Consider the following 16,160-nt stretch of genomic DNA (forward strand, 5'->3'; position numbering starts at 1 on the left):
GCCTTCAGCCGGTGCGGTAGCGGTCGATGGGGGGCGGCTTGGGGGCGGGCACGCCGGAGAGGCCGAGGGTCGCTTCGTACGCCTTCTTCCAGTCGCCGTTGCGCTCATGGACCTGGATCGCGTCGTCCAGCGCGAAGCGCAGCGCGTTGTCCCGCTTGGGCACGCCGATGCCGTACGGCTCCTTGGAGAAGGGCCGGCCCACCACCTTCAGCTCCTCGGGGGCCTTGGCCGCGTAGCCGAGCAGGATGGTGTTGTCGGTGGTCACCGCGTCCACCTGGAAGCTGAGCAGATTGTCCACGCACACCGAGTACGTGTCGTACGCGACCGCGTGGGCCTTGGGGTAGTCGGTCTGGATGCGCTGCAGCGGGGTCGAGCCGGCCACCGAGCAGACGGTTTTGCCCGCGAGGTCGGCGGGGCCGTGGATGTCGTCCTCGTCGGTGCGCACCAGCAGCGACTGGCCGGCCATGAAGTACGGCCCGGCGAAGCCGACCAGCCGTTTGCGCAGCGGATTGATGGTGTAGGTGCCGACGTAGTAGTCGATCTGGCCGCTCTGGAGCGCGGTCTCGCGGTTGGCGGAGGCGATGGTCTGGAACCGGATGGTCTTCGGGGCGAAGCCGAGGGAGGCGGACATCATGCGGGCGATCTCGATGTCGAAACCCGAGTAGCGGCCGGTGGCCGGGTCCCGCTCGCCCAGATAGGGCTGGTCCTCCTTGACCCCGACGGTGAGATGGCCGCGCCGCTCGGCCCTGCGCCAGGTGGGCGAGGAGGGCAGCCGGAAGCCGGTCGCCACCTTGTAGGTGGGCAGCTTCTCGGCCCGGGGTCCCTTGGCGGGCGGGCTGCCCTCCTTGCCGCAGCCGACCATGAGCAGCAGGGTCAGGGCCGTGGCGAGGGCGGTGGTCGCGCGGCGCAGACGCCTCATGTCCGTCATCACCGGCTCAGTGCTTGAGGATCTTGGACAGGAAGTCCTTGGCCCGCTCGCTCTCCGGGGCCCTGAAGAACTCCTCCGGCGAACGGTCCTCGACGATCCGGCCGTCGGCCATGAAGACCACCCGGTTCGCGGCGGAGCGGGCGAAGCCCATCTCATGGGTGACGACGACCATCGTCATCCCTTCCTGGGCGAGCTGACGCATCACCTCCAGCACCTCGTTGATCATCTCCGGGTCGAGGGCGGAGGTCGGCTCGTCGAAGAGCATCACCTGCGGATCCATCGCCAGCGCGCGGGCGATGGCCACCCGCTGCTGCTGACCGCCGGAGAGCTGGGCGGGGAACTTCCCGGCCTGGTCGGCGAGTCCCACCCGGTCCAGCAGGTCAAGGGCGCGCCGCTCGGCGTCCTGCTTCCCGCGGCGGCGGACCTTGGTCTGACCGAGCATCACATTGGCCACCACGGTCCGATGGGCGAAGAGGTTGAACGACTGGAAGACCATGCCGACCTCGGCCCGCAGCCGCGCCAGCTCCTTGCCCTCGTCGGGCAGCGGCCGGCCGTCGACGACGATGGAGCCGGACTGGACGGTCTCCAGCCGGTTGATGGTCCGGATCAGGGTGGACTTGCCGCCGCCGGAGGGGCCGATGATCACGACCACTTCGCCGCGCCCGACGGTGAGATCGATGTCCCGCAGAACGTGCAGCGCGCCGAAGTGCTTGTTGACGCCGTGCAGCTCGATCAACGGCTCACCGACGGCCATACCCGGCCCCACCCGCCTTCCGCTGTGTCCCGATCAGCGAAAGCTATCCAGACAACTGGGGAGCTTGGGGTACGGACACGCGCCGATGGGCGGATACCGCCCGACAGGGCCTACGTGGGCCAGCGGACCACGCGCCGGAGCCGCATATCGACCCACGCGGCGGAGCCGCATATCGACGCTTCCCCCTCCCCGCCCCTTCCCGACACCTGACGATATGCGGCTCCGCCGCGTGGGGGGCTCCGCCCCTGGACCCCTACACCGGAGGGCTGATCGCGGTCGGCACACCGAAGCAGCGGCTGAGCGGGCGGGCGCCCGCCCACCTCCGGGTCGTCCGGCCGGGGTCTGGGGCGGAGCCCCAGTTTCGGGAAGGGGCGGGGAGGGGAGCAGCCCGCCGCAGGCGTCCACGAGCCGTCAGACGCCCCCTATGCCTCGGCGACCTCGGCGTAGCGCTGGCAGAGTTCGGGGGCGCCGTCGGCGGCCCACTGCTGACCGGCCTCCACGACGTCGACCTCCCGGCCCGAGGCCAGCATGACGACGGGCCGGCCGTTGGGCCATACCTGCCAGACGGCCCCGGGGACGGTGCGGACGATGACCGTGCCGAGGTAGAGACCGGCGTCGTTGCCGAGCCAGGGGAGCTCGTCCGGGTCGTCGCGCCAGCGCGGCGCCATCTGGTCCAGCGCCTCCAGGGAGGCTGTCGAGTCATCAAGTCCGATGCCCGCGGCCGCGGCCCGCGCGCGCAGCAGCTCGCATTCGGAGAGCAGTTGGGCGACGCCCTGGGGGTCCTCCTCCTGGGCGCCCATCAGGGCCGTGCCCGAGGCGGGGCCGCGTCGCTTGCGCCAGTTGCCCAAGAAGGAGATGTTCATACGACTCAGCGTGGCACCCGCGCCACCGGCGCACCACAGGGCGCGCGGTGTGAGCTGTGACCCGATGCTTGTTGGGCGGCGCGAAAGCGACGCGGCGCGGCGCGGCGCGAGACGTGACCCGTTGCTTGTCTTGACGACACCCACCCGCCTTTCTACGTTCTTCCCGCGCCTGTCGAATCACCGGTCAGGTTGGTTGCGAGAGGGGACACTTATGCGCGTCGCGAGACCCTGGACAGCCGCCGGGATCGTCGCGGGAGGTGTCACTCTCGCACTCCTCGCGCCCTCCTCCGCCGCACCGGCCGGCGTGCCGACCCGGCCGACCCAGAAGCCGCTCCCTTTGGAGCGGCTTTTCGACAACCAGGCGGTCAGCGATGACGCCCGGCCGGGTGACGCCGACTTCGACGGCGCGGGCACCTCGCTCTCCGCACAGGATCTGCGGGCCGCCGGCTGGACCCCGGGGCGGGACATCGCCCTGGACGCGGCGAGGCTGGCCTGGCCGAGGAGCGCGGGGGCACGGCCCGACAACGTGATCGCCGATGGACAGGCGGTGCGGCTGCGCGGGCGGGGCGAGGCGCTGACCTTCCTGGTGGCGGGCAGTTCACCGGACGGGCCCGGCGCCGGGGCGAGCGGTGTCGGCACGGTGCGCTACCGGGACGGGTCGAGCCGCCCGTACACACTGAGCGCGCCGGACTGGCGGGCGGGCCCCGCCGCCACCAAGGCCGTCGGGCTCCCCCATCTCAACACCGCCGCCGGGCAGCGGCAGGAGACGGCCCGGCTGTACGCGGTGACGGTGCCGCTGGAGCGCGGCCGGGATGTGGCCTCGGTGGTGCTGCCGAGGGATCCGGGCCCGGCGGCCGATCTCCATGTCTTCGCCGCGTCGCTGCGGCAGCCCGCGGACGGCTGGACCGGGAGCTGGGCGGCGAGCACCGCCGGGTACACCAAGGTCGGGCCGTGGACCGATCAGACGCTGCGGCTGGTGGTGCACACCAGCGCGGGCGGGCCGAGGGCCCGAGTCCGGCTGGAGAACACCTTCGCCGCATCGCCCGTGGAGATCGGCCATGCGACGGTCGCGCTCCAGGCGAGCGGCGCGGCGGCGCAGGGCGTACCGGTGCCGCTGACCTTCGGCGGGCGGTCGGGGACGTCGGTCCCCGCGGGCGCGCAGGTATTCAGCGATCCGGTGGACTTCCCGGTTCCGGCGGACGCCAATCTGCTGGTGAGCATCCATCTGCCGGGTCCGGTCGCGGCGGTGCCGGTGCACAGCCAGGCCACCCAGCGGTCGTATCTGAGCGCGGCGGGCAGCGGTGACCGGACCGGTGAGCCGGGCGCCGAGTCCTATACCGGCACCCTCACCACCTGGCCGTTTCTGACCGGGGTCGATGTGCGGGGCGGGCCGGGTTCGGTGGTGGCGCTCGGCGACTCGATCACCGACGGCACCAAGTCCACCAATGACGCCAACCGCCGCTGGCCCGATGTGCTCTCGCGCCGGCTGCGCGGCCAGTCCGAGATCCCGGCGTACGGCGTGCTCAACGCGGGCATCTCCGCCAACCGCGTGGTCGCCGACCGCTATCCGGGCGAGGGCGTCTCCACGGACACCGGCGGGGTCAGCGCACAGCACCGGCTGGAGCGGGATGTGCTCGCCCAGACCGGGGCCCGTACGGTCGTCGTCTTCCAGGGCATCAACGATCTGCGCTGGGGCAGCTCGGCCGAGGAGCTGATCGCGGGGCTGCGGTCGCTCGCGGCGCGTATGCATGAGCGCGGGCTGCGGGTGGTCGGGGCGACCATCGCCCCGTGCGAGGGCGAGTCGCTGTGCACGGCGGACGCGGAGGCGCGGCGCTCGGCCGTCAACGCCTTCCTGCGGGACAGCGGCGGGGCGTTCGACGCCGTGCTGGACTTCGACGCGGTGGTGCGGGACCCCGAGCATCCGGCGCGGATCCTGCCCGCCTACGACAGCGGGGACCATCTGCACCCGGGGGACGCGGGGTTGCGGGCGATGGCGGAGTCGATCGACCTGCGGAAGCTGGTGAGGTAAAGGGGCGGCTCGGGGGGCTCCCGCGTATGGGGGCTCCCCGTAGAGCACGCCCCCGGGGTCACACCTCCAGGTCGACGACGACCGGGGCGTGGTCGGAGGCGCCCTTGCCCTTGCGCTCCTCGCGGTCCACATACGCGTCGCCGACCGCCTTGGCGAACACCTCGTTGCCGTAGACCAGGTCGATCCGCATACCGCGGTTCTTGGGGAAGCCCAGCTCCCGGTAGTCCCAGTAGGTGAACGGGCGGTCGTACTTCAGCGGCCGGGGCACCACGTCCGACAGCCCCGCCTCGCGCAGCGCCGCCAGGGCCTCGCGCTCCAGGTCGGTCACATGGGTCAGCCCGTCGAAGGCGGAGCGGTCCCAGACGTCCTCGTCGGTCGGCGCCACATTGAAGTCGCCGAGGACCGCGAAAGGACGCTCACCGGCCGCGTCTCCGGCGACGGCCGTGCGCAGCGCCTCCAGCCAGCGCAGCTTGTAGTCGTAGTGGGGGTGGCCGATCTCCCGGCCGTTGGGCACATAGACCGACCAGAGGCGGACCGGGCCGCAGGTGGCGCCTATCGCCCGCGGCTCCTGGCCGCCGTCGTAGTCCGGGCCGCCGGGGAGGCCCACGGTGACGTCCGTGAGACCGGCCTTGGAGACCAGCGCCACTCCGTTCCACCGCCCGGTGGCGTTGACCGCGGACTCGTAGCCGAGCTCGCGCAGCGGCTCGTACGGAAAGGCGGTCTCGGCGCACTTGGTTTCCTGGACGCACAGGACGTCCGTGCCACTGCTCTCCAGCCAGGCGAGCAGCCGGGGCAGCCGGGCGGTGATCGAATTGACGTTCCAGGTCGCGATGCGCATAGGGGACAACCTACATCCCGGCTATGACAGCCCGCCCGGCCCGCACAGGGCGCCGCTCGTGGCCGGGTCCCGGCCCTCAGAGGGTGAGGGACTCGCCCGGTGTCAGCCGCAGGTGCTCGGCGCCACCGGTGCCCGGTCCGTCGGGGCCGAGCATGCGGCCGTAGACCATGTGCGCGAGGTCGGACAGCAGGGCGTCGTGGATGTCGACGGCCCGGCGCGGGTCGACCGCGCGGACGTAGTCGAGGACCTCGGCGAGCTTGTTCCAGGGGGCGTGCACCGGCAGCATCAGCGTGTCCACCTGCCGTCCGGCGGGCACGGTGAGCGCGTCGCCGGGGTGGAAGAGCGTGCCGTCCACGAGATAGCCCACATTGGTGATCCGCGGGATGTCGGGGTGGATGACGGCGTGGAGCTGGCCGTGCACCTCGAGGTCGAATCCGGCGGCGGTGAAGGTGTCGCCCTCCCCGACGGTGTGCACCCGCCCGGGGAACGCCGCCGAGATCTGGCCGGAGACGCTGGAGAGCGTCCAGATATGGGCGGCGGGGTTGGCGTCGAGCGCCGTGCGCAGCCGCTCCTCGTTGAAGTGGTCGAAGTGCTCGTGGGTGACCAGGATCGCGTCCGCGCCGACCGCGGCGTCCTCTTCGCTGAAGGTCCCGGGGTCGATGACGAGCGCCTGCCCGTCCTTCTCGATCCGGACGCAGGCATGGCCCTTCTTGGTGAGCTTCATGGAGATCATTGTGCTCCCGCGGGCCCGGTGACCGTACTAGCCCTCCGGGCTTGTCTCCTCGCGGATGATCCGCTGGGCCACGGCGAAGGCGGAGTTGGCGGTCGGCACCCCGCAGTAGACGCCGGTGTGCAGCAGCACCTCCTTGATCTCGGTGGGGGTCAGCCCGTTGCGCAGCGCGGCGCGGGTGTGGAAGGCGAGTTCGTCGAGGTGGCCGCGGGCGGCCAGGGCGGTGAGGGTGACCACGCTGCGGGTGCGCCGGTCGATTCCGGGCCGGGTCCACACCTCGCCCCACGCGTAGCGAGTGATGAAGTCCTGGAAGTCGCCGGTGAACTCGTCGGTCAGGGACTGCGCGCGGTCCACATGGGCGTCGCCGAGCACCTCGCGGCGCACCTTGATGCCCTGGTCGTACGCGTCGGAGTGGGCGTCCAGCAGCGGCTCGGGCACATTGTGGCCATAACTGACGATCTCGGCGCCGGGCGGTACCGGGGAGAGCACGGGCTTGACCGGGGACGCGGGGATCGCGGTCATCCCGGTCGGGTGGTCCGGGGACTGCCAGGAGCTGGAGAAGTGGCGCACCAGCAGATCGGTGACGGCCATCGGCTGTTCGACGGGGGTGAGATGGGAGGCGCCGGGGACGAGCGCGAGCCGGGCGTCGGCGATGCCGGCAACCAGGACGCGGGCGTCGGCGGCCGGGGTGACCTGGTCGTCGGCGCCGGCCACCACAAGGGTGGGGATGCCGATCCGGCCCAGCTCGGCGCGGATATCGAAGGCGGCGAGGGCCTCGCAGGCGGCGATATAGCAGCCGGGGTCGGTGGTGCGGACCATCTGGACGGCCCAGTCGACGATGGCGGGCTGCGAGGCGGCGAAGGCGGGGGTGAACCAGCGCTCGGGGGTGGCGCGGGCGATCGGGTCGAGGCCGTTGGTGCGGACCACGACGCCGCGCTGCCGGAAGGAGTCGGCGGTGCCGAAGCGCGGGGAGGCGGAGACGAGGGCGAGTGAGCCCACTCTCCGGGGATGTCGGAGCGCGAGCTCGGCGCCGATGGCCCCGCCGATCGAACAGCCCGCGTAGCCGAAGCGTTCGACCTCGAGCTGGTCGAGGGTGGCCAGCAGCCGGGCGGCGAGCTCGGCCACGGAGGGGGCCGGATGGGCGGGCGCGCCACCGTGGCCGGGGAGGTCGAAGCGCAGGACGCGCCAGTGGCGGGAGAGTTCGGGTATCTGACGGTCCCACATATGCCAGGTGGTGCCCAGCGACGGTCCGAGGACGAGCAGGGGCCCGTCCTCGGGTCCGTCGGTCCGGTACTGAAGTGTCTTCGTCTCGCTCACCCGAAAACGGTATCCGACAGAAGTGGCGGGGGTTTCGGGCCTGATGCACCCAGGATGTGAAGGACCTACGGGGTGACCGTGGAGACCACGTAAACCTTGGGATGCGCCGGATTGTCGAACTTGACCGTGATCCTCAACTTGGGTTGCGGATCCTTCTGCTTGAGCTCCATTCCGGCCCAGTCGTGACCAGCCTCCCCGACCTGCCAGCCGACCTTCTTCGCCTGGTCGCCGGTGATGGTCACCTTGCCCTTGTCCAGGGCGGAGCGGCCGGTGCCGATCCGGTGCAGGAAGGAGTCGAGTCCGTCGCGGGAGGTGACGAACTGCACGTACAGCGAGCTGACCTTCCAGGAGTTGGTCTCGTAGAACGCGACCTTCTTGGAGTAGGGCGGCACCGGCACGTCGTATATGCGCCGCTGCACCCGAGTCGGATAGCCCGGCTCAAGGCCCTTGGCCGACGCCGCCGCCGCCTTGTCCTCACCGCCGTTGCGGCTCTGGATGGCGGAGATCACCAGATAGCCCGCCGGGATCGCGATCAGCAGGAAGACGATCACGGCCTTGAGCCAGCGGCGGGACGGGCGGCCGCCACCGGGCGTGGACCCGCCGGACATTGACCCGCCAGGCGTGGACCCACCGGACGTGGGCCCACCGGACGTGGACCCGTCGGGGTGCCTGCCGTCGGCGGCGGGGGGCGTCGGGGCGCCGGGGCGCTGCTCGGCGGCGGTCATTCGCGGCCTGCCTGACCGCGCGGTGTCAGCCGCAGCGGGGAGGAGGACCCGGCGCGCTCGTATCGCTCGACGCGGCGGCGGTTGGCGCGGCGGAAGCGGCGGGCCACCAGCCGGGCGAGGTCGGCGGCGCCGACCATCCCGGCCTCGGGGCCGAGCTGCGCCTTGACGATCCGGGCCTCCGGCCGGTACCCGCGGCCGGTGAGGGTGCGCCGGAAGGCGTCCCGGGCGGGGCCGATCAGCAGATCGTCGGCGGCGCTGACGCCTCCGCCGATGACGAAACAGGAGGGGTCGAGGGCGGCGGCGAGATTGGCGATGCCGACGCCGAGCCACTGGCCGATGTCCTGGAGCAGTTCGATACACATGGCATCGCCCTGCCGAGCCAGCTCGGTGATCAGCGGCCCGGTGATCTCCTGGATGTTGCCGCCGACCCGGTCGGTGATCCCGTACGCGACCGGCGATTCGGCGGCGGCCAGTTCGCGGGCCTCGCGGACGAGGGCGTTGCCGGAGCTGTACTGCTCCCAGCAGCCGCGATTGCCACAGGGGCAGCGGTGGCCGGCCGGGACGACCTGCATATGGCCGAACTCCCCCGCGACGCCGTACTTGCCGCGCTTGACCTGGCCGTCCTCCAGGATCGCGCCGCCGATTCCGGTGCCGAGGGTGATCATGACGAGATGGTCCTCGCCGCGTCCGGCGCCGAACCGCCACTCCGCCCACGCGGCGGCGTTGGCGTCGTTGTCGACCATGACCGGGACGTCGAGCCGCTCGGCGAGCCGGTCGCGCAGCGGTTCGTTGCGCCAGGACAAATGCGGGGCGAAGAGCACCCGGTTGCGGTCGGCGTCCACCCAGCCCGCGGCGCCGATGCCCACGGCGTGCACATCGTGCCGGTCGGAGAGGTCCAGCACCAGTTCGGTGATGGTGTCCTCGACGACCTTGGGGCTCTTGGACTTGTCCGGGGTCTCGGTGCGCAGCTTCTCGAGGATGGTGCCGTCGGCGTCGACCACCCCTGCCATCACCTTGGTGCCGCCGATGTCGATGCCGACCGTGGGCACCCGGGGCGCGCTGAGATGCGAGCGGCGCTCACGGGTGCCGACGGTCCGCAATACGGTGGCCCGGGCCGAGCCCCGGTGCACTCGTTCGCGGTAGATGCTCATCGGCCGGCCCCCTCGCCGGTGTGGGGGGTACGGTCGCTGCGGGTACGTGCTCGCAAGAGTTCGTCGTCCCTGCGGGGGTATCGGGAGGCCGGGCGGCCTCGGGTGCGTCGGTCGTGGCGGGTGGGGCCCGCCGTGCGATTGTGCCTCACCCGTGCCTCACGCCGCATGGCGAGCCTACGGCGCGCGGCCCGCGGAGGTGCCGGAACACGGCCGTCGGCCCGGCCGCTCAGCCCTTGGCGACCCCTTCCGAGAGATCGGGGGCGGGGGTGCGGGCCAGCTCATGGCTGAGCTGTTCCAGCTCGCTGCCGCCCGCCATCTGCCGGGTGAGCTCCTCCAGCGCGATCTCGTCCTTGGCGTGGCTGCCCGCCATGGCACCTCGCTTGAGCAGCACGAAGCGGTCGCCGACGAGATAGGCGTGGTGCGGGTTGTGGGTGATGAGGACCACGCCGAGGCCCGCGTCCCGGGCGGCCGCGACGTACTTGAGCACGACCCCGGACTGCTTGACGCCCAGCGCCGCCGTCGGCTCGTCGAGGATGAGCACCTTCGCGCCGAAGTGGACGGCGCGGGCGATGGCGACGCACTGGCGCTGACCGCCGGAGAGGGTGCCGATGGGCTGGTCGACGTCGCGCAGATCGATGCCCATGCGCAGCAGTTCACGGTGGGTCGTGGCGCGCATCGCCGCCACGTCCAGGCGCCGGAGCGGTCCGCGGCCCTTGTGGATCTCGGAGCCGAGGAAGAAGTTCCGCCACACCGGCATCATCGGGACCACGGCGAGGTCCTGGTAGACCGTGGCGATCCCGCGGTCGAGGGCCTCACGCGGGGAGCCGAGCCGGGTCTCCTCCCCCTCGATGGCGAAGGTGCCGCCGTCGTGCCGGTGCAGCCCCGCGACGATCTTGATGAGGGTGGACTTGCCCGCGCCGTTGTCCCCGAGGACGCAGGTGATCTCCCCGGCGTGCACCTCCAGGGAGACGCCGTCCAGGGCCTGGACGTTGCCGTAGTACTTGCTGATGTCGCTGAGCGCGACCAGAGCCGTCCGGGACGCCCGAGATGTCTGGGACGTACTCATTTGCTCTCCTCCGCCCGCTTGCGGACCCACCAGTTGAGCAGCGTGGCGAGCAGCAGCATCGCCCCGAGGAAGAACTTGAACCAGTCGGCGCCCCACTGCGCGTAGACGATGCCCTTGTTGGTCATGCCGAAGATGAACGCGCCGACGGCCGCGCCGACCGCCGAACCGTAGCCGCCGGTCAGCAGGCAGCCGCCGATGACGGCGGCGATGATGTAGAGCAGCTCATTGCCCACGCCCTCGCCGGACTGGACGACGTCGTAGTTGAACAGCAGATGCTGGCCGGAGATCCAGGCGGCCAGCGCGACGCCCAGATAAAGGCCGATCTTGGTGCGCTCCACCGGTACGCCGACCGCGCGGGCCGCCTCCTTGGCGCCGCCCACCGCGAAGATCCAGTTCCCGGCGCGGGTGCGCAGCAGGATCCAGGTGGCGAGCGCGATCAGGGCGAACCACCACAGGACGGTGATCTGCACCTCGACGTCCCCGATGGTCAGATGCGAGGCGAAGACCTTATGGGCGGAGGGGAAGCCCTCCATGTCGGCGATGGTCTTGGTGGAGACGGTGTCGCTGATCAGCTTGGTGAAGCCGAGGTTGCAGCCCTGGAGGATCAGGAAGGTGCCGAGCGTGATGATGAAGCTCGGCAGATTGGTGCGGACGAGCAGATAGCCGTTGAAGAAGCCGATCGCGAGGGTGGCCAGCAGGGACACCCCGGCGCCGACCCATACGTTCGCCGTCATCTGGTACGAGAACATCGACGAGATCAGCGCCGAGCTGGTCACCAGGACGCCGGTCGACAGATCGAACTCCCCGCCGATCATCAGCAGCGCGACCGGCACCGCCATGATCCCGATGGTCGAGGAGGCGTACAGCACGGTGCTGAAGCTGGACCACTGGAGAAAGGCGTCGGCGACGATCGAGAAGAAGACGAAGACGGCGACGGCGCCGACGACCGCGCCCAGCTCCGGCCGCCCCGCGAGCCGGCGCGGCAGCGAGCCACGGACCGGCTGCCGGCTCGCGAGTTCTTCGACGGGCGGTGCCTCTGCGCTCATCGAGTGCCCCGCTTCGTGTACGACGCGAGCTCGGCGGCGTCGTCCTTGGTGATGATCTGCGGTCCGGTCAGCACCGGCTTGCCGCCGCCGAGCACATCGGCGTTGTAGCGGTTGAGCCACAGCAGATCCACGGCCTCATAGCCCTGGAGATACGGCTGCTGGTCCACGGCGAAGCCGAGCGTGCCGTCCTGGAGCGCCGCGGCGACCTTGGCATTGAGGTCGAAGGTGTCGATCTCGGCCTTGCTGCCCGCCTGGTCGGCGGCCTTGGCGGCGGTGTCCGCGAAGGGCGCGCCGAGGGTGAGCACGGTGTCGATGCCCTTGTCCGACTGGAGCTTGGCCTCGATCGAGGACTGCACATCGGGCATGTTGGTGCCCTCGACGTAGATCTTCTCCATCTTGCCGTCGAAGGTCTCGGCCGCGCCGTCGCAGCGCTGCTCATGGCCGACGTTGCCCTGCTCGTGGAGCACGCACAGGGCCTTCTTGCGGTCCCGCTTGTTGAGCTCGTCGCCAACGGCCTCGCCCGCGATGGTCTCGTCCTGGCCGACGTGGGTGAGCGCGCCGAACGCCTTGGACACCTCGGAACCGGAGTTGACGGTGATCACCGGTATCCCGGCCTTCTGCGCCTTCTTCACCACGGCCTTCATGGCGTCGGGCTTGGCGAGGGTGACGATCAGGCCGTCGACCTTCTGGTCGATGTAGGACTGGACGAGCTGGGACTGCTCCTTGCCCTCCTCGTTGTGGGCGTAGAGGAACCGGATGTTGTCCTTGACCGCGGCCTGCTTGGCGCCGCTCTGGACGATGTCCCAGAAGGTGTCGCCGTCGCCGGAGTGGGTGACCATCGCGAAGGTCCACTTCGGGGTGTTGACCGCCGCCCGCCCCCCGGCGGCCGCCTCCCTCGCGGCCCGCTCCTCGGCACGCTTGCCGCCCGTACTGCTGCAGCCCGCCAACGCCGTACCCAGCACCGCCGCCAGCACGGCGGCGGTCATCGCACGTGCCCCTCTCCGCACCTTCGCCACGAAGACCCGCCCTTCTCACTGTGTGTTCGTCCCGCTGTCACCTTCGCGGCCGGGTCCGGCATGATCGGGCCCGGCCGCCGCCAAGTATCCGTTACCGGCCCTCGCCGGGGCTTCCGGGGTGCTCGGCGGCGCCGCGTACGGTGAAACCCGTGGCGGGCCCGGTGCCCGTCCGGCTGGAGGACTTGTAGCGGGGGACGCGGGACACGTCAAGAACAGCGGCCGAGCGCGACGGCCAGGCGCGGCAGCAACAGCGGTCGGGTACGGCGGGAGCGAAGGGCTCAGGGGCGTACGAGGAGCTGGAACTCGAAGGCGTAGCGCGAGGCCCGGTAGGTGTGCGAGCCGAACTCCACGGCCCGGCCGGTGTCGTCGAAGGTCGTGCGCTCCATGGTCAGCAGCGGCGCCCCCTCCGGCTCCCCGAGCTGCTCCCCCTCCTCGGCGGTGGCCGCGCGGGCGCCGACCGCCTGGCGGGCGCTGTGCAGGGTGATCCCGGCCGCGCGCATCAGCCGGTAGAGCCCGGTGTCCTCCAGCTCGGCGCTGTCCAGCTTGAGCAGGCCCACGGGGAGGTGGTTGCGCAGATGGGCCATGGGCTCGCCATGCGCCAGCCGCAGCCGCTCGATCAGCACCACCTCGGCACCCTCGGAGATGCCGAGCGCGGCGGCGACCTCGGCGGTCGCGAGCTCGGTCGTGTTCAGCAGCACCTGGGTGGCGGGGCGCTGACCGGCCGCCTCCAGGTCGTCGTAGAGGCTGCTCAGCTCCAGCGGGCGCTTGACCTGGCTGTGCACCACCTGCGTGCCCACGCCCCGGCGGCGCACCAGCAGCCCCTTGTCGACCAGCGACGAAATGGCCTGCCGCACGGTGGGGCGGGACAGCCCGAGCCGCCCGGCCAGCTCGATCTCATTGCCCAGCAGGCTGCCGGGCGCCAGCCGCCCCTGCTCGATCGCCGCCTCGAGCTGCTGGGACAGCTGGAAATACAGCGGGACCGGACTGCTGCGATCCACGCTGAGCTGGAGCGCCTCAGCCCCGCCCGAAGAGTCTTCTTCCTCCATAGCCACGGGGCGAGGGTATCCGGATGAGCACATGACGGGAAGTCGTGAAGTTCTGTTGTCCGGACAAACTACGCACAGTCGACCCGCCGGGGCCGACAACGCTGTCACCCAAGGGGCCGTCCTGCCCCTGCCTCCTGAGGGGCCTGCTCGCGCAGCCTGGCGGCGGACCGGGCCAGCCGTATGGCGCCGACCACCGGCAGGGCGAGCGCTATCAGGAGGGAGGCAACGAACGCGGGGGCGCTGATCCCGTCGAACGCCAGGGAGAGGGCGGCCGCCAGCACCGGCACCGTCACCAGCGGCGACAGGACGAACAGCGTGGCCTGCCGCTTCTCGCGCCGCGCCCAGGGCGCGGACCGCCACAGCCGGACGAGCGCCCCAAAGGCGGCGACCAGCCCCAGCGGTATGCCCACGCCCGGGACCAGGCACAGCGGCACCGGCAGCACGGCGAGACCGAGCGTCAGCCAGGTGCCGCCGGGGTTCTCCGGCTCGGGGGGAATGCTGCCGGACTCCTCGGCCAGCGCATCCGCCGCGATCTCCTCCGGGGTTCCGATCCAGTCGAGCGCCCGCCGTACCCGCTCCTCGCTGATCGCCGGGCCGCCGTCCGCGGCGGGATCCTCGGTGACGTCGTCCGCCAGCGCCGCCGCGATCTCCTCGCGCAGATCCTCGAGCAGTTCCTCCCGCCACGCGGCGGGAAGCGCCGCGGTCCGCCGCTCGACCGAGGCCAGAAAGGTCCGCACGAGGGGGTGGCTGAGGGGGCTGCTCATATCGTCTCTCCGGGTGCGAGGAAACGTTCACCGGTCCGGGGCATTACAACCGGCATCCGTCAGCGTGTAGCACCCGCGCAAGGGCCGCGCCCGAATTCGCGCAAATGCGCATCCCGCTGCGGGCGACAGGCTAGTAGGCGGCCCTATCGCCCCCGCTGTGGGTCATGGCCCGGTCCAGCTCGGCACCGGTGAGCCCGGCGGGGAGCGGGGCGGTGCCGGAGCGGGCGCGCAGACCGTCCAGGACGAGCGCGGCGATGCGGCGGGCGGCCCGCTCCCAGGCGTCGGACGGGAGCTGGGCACGGGCGAGCGTCGCGCCGGTGACGACGAGGTCGGCGGCGGTGGCATCGGGCCGGATCGAGCCGTCGTCGATGCCCCGCTTCAGGACCGCGGCCAACGACCTGGAGATCCGCGGGCCGAGAGGGTCGGCCCCGTTCTGCGGATGCGGGCCGAGGGGGTCGGCTCCGTTCTGCGGACGCGGGCCGGGGGCGCTGAGCAACGGCAGGGCGAGATGGCGGCGTTCGGCGAGGAGCCCGTCCAGGAAACCGGCCAGCGCGTCCAGCGGTGGCGCCGCGCTGGCCTCGGCCTCCTGGGCGAGGTCGGCCACGAGCTGGTGGGCGCGGTGGACGACGGCCGCGTATAACTCGTCGCGGTCGGCGAAGTTCCGGTACAGCGTGGCGATGCCGACCCCGGCTTCGCGCGCCACCACGTCCAACGGCACGGCGGGCCCATCGCGGAGCAGGACCCGCTCGGCCGCGTCGAGGAGGGCGGCGCGGTTGGCGACGGCGTCCGAGCGGCGGCGCACGGGCTGGGCGGGACTCATGGGGCCATCTTCCCGCTCCGGGCACCGCGGGGGGCGGCGGACGCAAGAGTCCTACGGCGATGGCCAGTTTTTCAGCCGCCGGCCGTCCGCCGCCGATTCACCGCCCCATCCGCCCCTCGCGGCTTCACCGCTTCACCGCTTCATCCACTCATCCTCGTACTTCTTGTACGTACCGTCGTGCGTGGCCAGATGGACCCACTGGTCGACGTACTCCTTGAACTGCGCGTCGCCGCGCGGCAGGGCGTACGCCTTCTCGGAGAAGGAGAACGGCTCGTCGGGGTGGACCGCGCACAGCTCCGGGTGGATCGCGGACTGGTATCGGGTCTCGCTGGCGTCCGTCATCATCACATCGACGCGGACCGCGATGATCTCGTCGAAGATCGTGGTGTTGTCCGGATGGACGGTGAGAGTGGCCCGTTTGACATGGGCCCGGGCGAACTCCTCATTGGTGCCACCCGGGTTGACCACCACCCGCACGCCAGGCCGGTCGATGTCCTCCAGCGTGCGGTACCTGTCCTTGTCCGCGCAGCGCACGATCGGCGTCTTGCCATCGGTGAGATACGGCTCGCTGAAGGACGCCTTACGGGCGCGGGCCAGGGTCACCGACACCCCGCCCATGCCCACGTCGCAGCGTCCGGCGGCAAGGTCGTCCACCAGGGTGGCCCAGGTGGTGGCCACGAACGCCGGTTTGGCGTCCAGGCTCTTGGCGAGGTCCCCGGCCATCTTGATGTCGATGCCGGTGTAGGCGCCGGACTTGGGGTCGCGATGGCTGAAAGGCCGGTAGTCGCCCGTGGTGCACACCCGCAGCACCCCGCGCTCGGGCACCCGGTCGAGCAGGGTGCCGCGCTGCGGCCGGGCGCGGTCGGCGGCGGACGCCCCCGGCGACTCGGGCTTGGACGTGGAGCCGACGGCCAGCGCCGAACCGGCGGCGGTGGCGGCGAGCACGGCGGCGAGGGCGGACAGCGTGACGGTACGTCTCACGGCACCTCCTGGGCGCGAGCGGGCGGCCGGTACGAGCCGCATGATCACAGCGCGCTCAGGGTGGCAGAACTCCCGCCCCACGGGAA

At 71.5% G+C, this 16,160-nt stretch carries 16 protein-coding genes; 1 reads left to right on the top strand and 15 read right to left on the bottom strand.

Features of this window, described 5'->3' with window-relative positions; translation table 11 throughout:
- Window positions 1-4 precede the first annotated feature (4 nt).
- The 3 genes from J5X86_RS22065 to J5X86_RS22075 form a co-directional block, all read right to left on the bottom strand.
- Window positions 5-919, bottom strand: coding sequence for a glutamate ABC transporter substrate-binding protein (locus J5X86_RS22065; protein ID WP_208518535.1), 915 nt, complete (start codon window positions 917-919; stop codon window positions 5-7).
- A 16-nt stretch (window positions 920-935) separates the two neighbouring features.
- Window positions 936-1,682: an amino acid ABC transporter ATP-binding protein gene (locus J5X86_RS22070; RefSeq protein WP_279595312.1), complete on the bottom strand. Its 747-nt coding sequence runs from the start codon at window positions 1,680-1,682 to the stop codon at window positions 936-938.
- Window positions 1,683-2,104: 422 nt separating this feature from the next.
- Window positions 2,105-2,545 (bottom strand): DUF6278 family protein, encoded by a 441-nt coding sequence (locus tag J5X86_RS22075; protein WP_119991910.1) that lies wholly within the window; start codon window positions 2,543-2,545, stop codon window positions 2,105-2,107.
- Between the two features lie 211 nt (window positions 2,546-2,756).
- Between J5X86_RS22075 and J5X86_RS22080 the strand changes: the two genes are divergently transcribed.
- The gene (locus J5X86_RS22080) at window positions 2,757-4,574 is read left to right on the top strand and encodes an SGNH/GDSL hydrolase family protein (protein ID WP_208518465.1); all 1,818 of its coding nucleotides are present in this window, start codon (window positions 2,757-2,759) and stop codon (window positions 4,572-4,574) included.
- 58 nt (window positions 4,575-4,632) lie between these two features.
- Here the strand turns inward: J5X86_RS22080 and J5X86_RS22085 are convergent, their stop codons facing one another.
- The 12 genes from J5X86_RS22085 to J5X86_RS22140 form a co-directional block, all read right to left on the bottom strand.
- A complete protein-coding gene (locus J5X86_RS22085; protein ID WP_208518466.1) occupies window positions 4,633-5,412 on the bottom strand; it encodes an exodeoxyribonuclease III in 780 nt (259 codons plus the stop codon).
- A gap of 76 nt (window positions 5,413-5,488) precedes the next feature.
- Window positions 5,489-6,136, bottom strand: coding sequence for an MBL fold metallo-hydrolase (locus tag J5X86_RS22090; RefSeq protein ID WP_078647746.1), 648 nt, complete (start codon window positions 6,134-6,136; stop codon window positions 5,489-5,491).
- A gap of 36 nt (window positions 6,137-6,172) precedes the next feature.
- A complete protein-coding gene (pcaC, locus tag J5X86_RS22095; protein WP_208518467.1) occupies window positions 6,173-7,459 on the bottom strand; it encodes a 4-carboxymuconolactone decarboxylase in 1,287 nt (428 codons plus the stop codon).
- 65 nt (window positions 7,460-7,524) lie between these two features.
- Window positions 7,525-8,067, bottom strand: coding sequence for a hypothetical protein (locus tag J5X86_RS22100; protein ID WP_208518468.1), 543 nt, complete (start codon window positions 8,065-8,067; stop codon window positions 7,525-7,527).
- 113 nt (window positions 8,068-8,180) lie between these two features.
- Window positions 8,181-9,335, bottom strand: coding sequence for an ROK family glucokinase (locus J5X86_RS22105; RefSeq protein ID WP_208518469.1), 1,155 nt, complete (start codon window positions 9,333-9,335; stop codon window positions 8,181-8,183).
- A 226-nt stretch (window positions 9,336-9,561) separates the two neighbouring features.
- On the bottom strand, window positions 9,562-10,401 hold the full coding sequence (locus J5X86_RS22110) for an ATP-binding cassette domain-containing protein (protein WP_208518470.1): 840 nt from the start codon (window positions 10,399-10,401) through the stop codon (window positions 9,562-9,564).
- A complete protein-coding gene (locus J5X86_RS22115; RefSeq protein ID WP_119991906.1) occupies window positions 10,398-11,447 on the bottom strand; it encodes an ABC transporter permease in 1,050 nt (349 codons plus the stop codon). Before J5X86_RS22115 ends, J5X86_RS22110 begins: the two co-directional genes overlap by 4 nt.
- Window positions 11,444-12,433, bottom strand: coding sequence for a sugar ABC transporter substrate-binding protein (locus J5X86_RS22120; protein ID WP_208518471.1), 990 nt, complete (start codon window positions 12,431-12,433; stop codon window positions 11,444-11,446). Before J5X86_RS22120 ends, J5X86_RS22115 begins: the two co-directional genes overlap by 4 nt.
- A gap of 308 nt (window positions 12,434-12,741) precedes the next feature.
- Window positions 12,742-13,509 carry a GntR family transcriptional regulator gene (locus tag J5X86_RS22125; protein WP_208518537.1) on the bottom strand — a complete coding sequence of 256 codons (768 nt, stop codon included), beginning with the start codon at window positions 13,507-13,509 and terminating at the stop codon, window positions 12,742-12,744.
- Window positions 13,510-13,613: 104 nt separating this feature from the next.
- The gene (locus tag J5X86_RS22130) at window positions 13,614-14,273 is read right to left on the bottom strand and encodes a hypothetical protein (RefSeq protein ID WP_208518472.1); all 660 of its coding nucleotides are present in this window, start codon (window positions 14,271-14,273) and stop codon (window positions 13,614-13,616) included.
- 130 nt (window positions 14,274-14,403) lie between these two features.
- Window positions 14,404-15,093: a TetR/AcrR family transcriptional regulator gene (locus J5X86_RS52025; RefSeq protein ID WP_208518473.1), complete on the bottom strand. Its 690-nt coding sequence runs from the start codon at window positions 15,091-15,093 to the stop codon at window positions 14,404-14,406.
- A 132-nt stretch (window positions 15,094-15,225) separates the two neighbouring features.
- A complete protein-coding gene (locus tag J5X86_RS22140) occupies window positions 15,226-16,074 on the bottom strand; it encodes a transporter substrate-binding domain-containing protein (protein ID WP_208518474.1) in 849 nt (282 codons plus the stop codon).
- Window positions 16,075-16,160 lie beyond the last annotated feature (86 nt).

This window comes from Streptomyces sp. NEAU-YJ-81 (genome assembly GCF_017592595.1).
GTDB lineage: Bacteria > Actinomycetota > Actinomycetes > Streptomycetales > Streptomycetaceae > Streptomyces > Streptomyces hygroscopicus_B.

What these genes read in the sequence shown, in the direction of transcription:
- J5X86_RS22065 (WP_208518535.1), bottom strand. Translation starts at nt 919, where the DNA reads ATGAGGCGTCTGCGCCGCGCGACCACCGCCCTCGCCACGGCCCTGACC.
- J5X86_RS22070 (WP_279595312.1), bottom strand. Translation starts at nt 1,682, where the DNA reads ATGGCCGTCGGTGAGCCGTTGATCGAGCTGCACGGCGTCAACAAGCAC.
- J5X86_RS22075 (WP_119991910.1), bottom strand. Translation starts at nt 2,545, where the DNA reads ATGAACATCTCCTTCTTGGGCAACTGGCGCAAGCGACGCGGCCCCGCC.
- J5X86_RS22080 (WP_208518465.1), top strand. Translation starts at nt 2,757, where the DNA reads ATGCGCGTCGCGAGACCCTGGACAGCCGCCGGGATCGTCGCGGGAGGT.
- J5X86_RS22085 (WP_208518466.1), bottom strand. Translation starts at nt 5,412, where the DNA reads ATGCGCATCGCGACCTGGAACGTCAATTCGATCACCGCCCGGCTGCCC.
- J5X86_RS22090 (WP_078647746.1), bottom strand. Translation starts at nt 6,136, where the DNA reads ATGAAGCTCACCAAGAAGGGCCATGCCTGCGTCCGGATCGAGAAGGAC.
- J5X86_RS22100 (WP_208518468.1), bottom strand. Translation starts at nt 8,067, where the DNA reads ATGTCCGGCGGGTCCACGCCCGGTGGCGGCCGCCCGTCCCGCCGCTGG.
- J5X86_RS22105 (WP_208518469.1), bottom strand. Translation starts at nt 9,335, where the DNA reads ATGAGCATCTACCGCGAACGAGTGCACCGGGGCTCGGCCCGGGCCACC.
- J5X86_RS22110 (WP_208518470.1), bottom strand. Translation starts at nt 10,401, where the DNA reads ATGAGTACGTCCCAGACATCTCGGGCGTCCCGGACGGCTCTGGTCGCG.
- J5X86_RS22115 (WP_119991906.1), bottom strand. Translation starts at nt 11,447, where the DNA reads ATGAGCGCAGAGGCACCGCCCGTCGAAGAACTCGCGAGCCGGCAGCCG.
- J5X86_RS22120 (WP_208518471.1), bottom strand. Translation starts at nt 12,433, where the DNA reads ATGACCGCCGCCGTGCTGGCGGCGGTGCTGGGTACGGCGTTGGCGGGC.
- J5X86_RS22125 (WP_208518537.1), bottom strand. Translation starts at nt 13,509, where the DNA reads ATGGAGGAAGAAGACTCTTCGGGCGGGGCTGAGGCGCTCCAGCTCAGC.
- J5X86_RS22130 (WP_208518472.1), bottom strand. Translation starts at nt 14,273, where the DNA reads ATGAGCAGCCCCCTCAGCCACCCCCTCGTGCGGACCTTTCTGGCCTCG.
- J5X86_RS52025 (WP_208518473.1), bottom strand. Translation starts at nt 15,093, where the DNA reads ATGAGTCCCGCCCAGCCCGTGCGCCGCCGCTCGGACGCCGTCGCCAAC.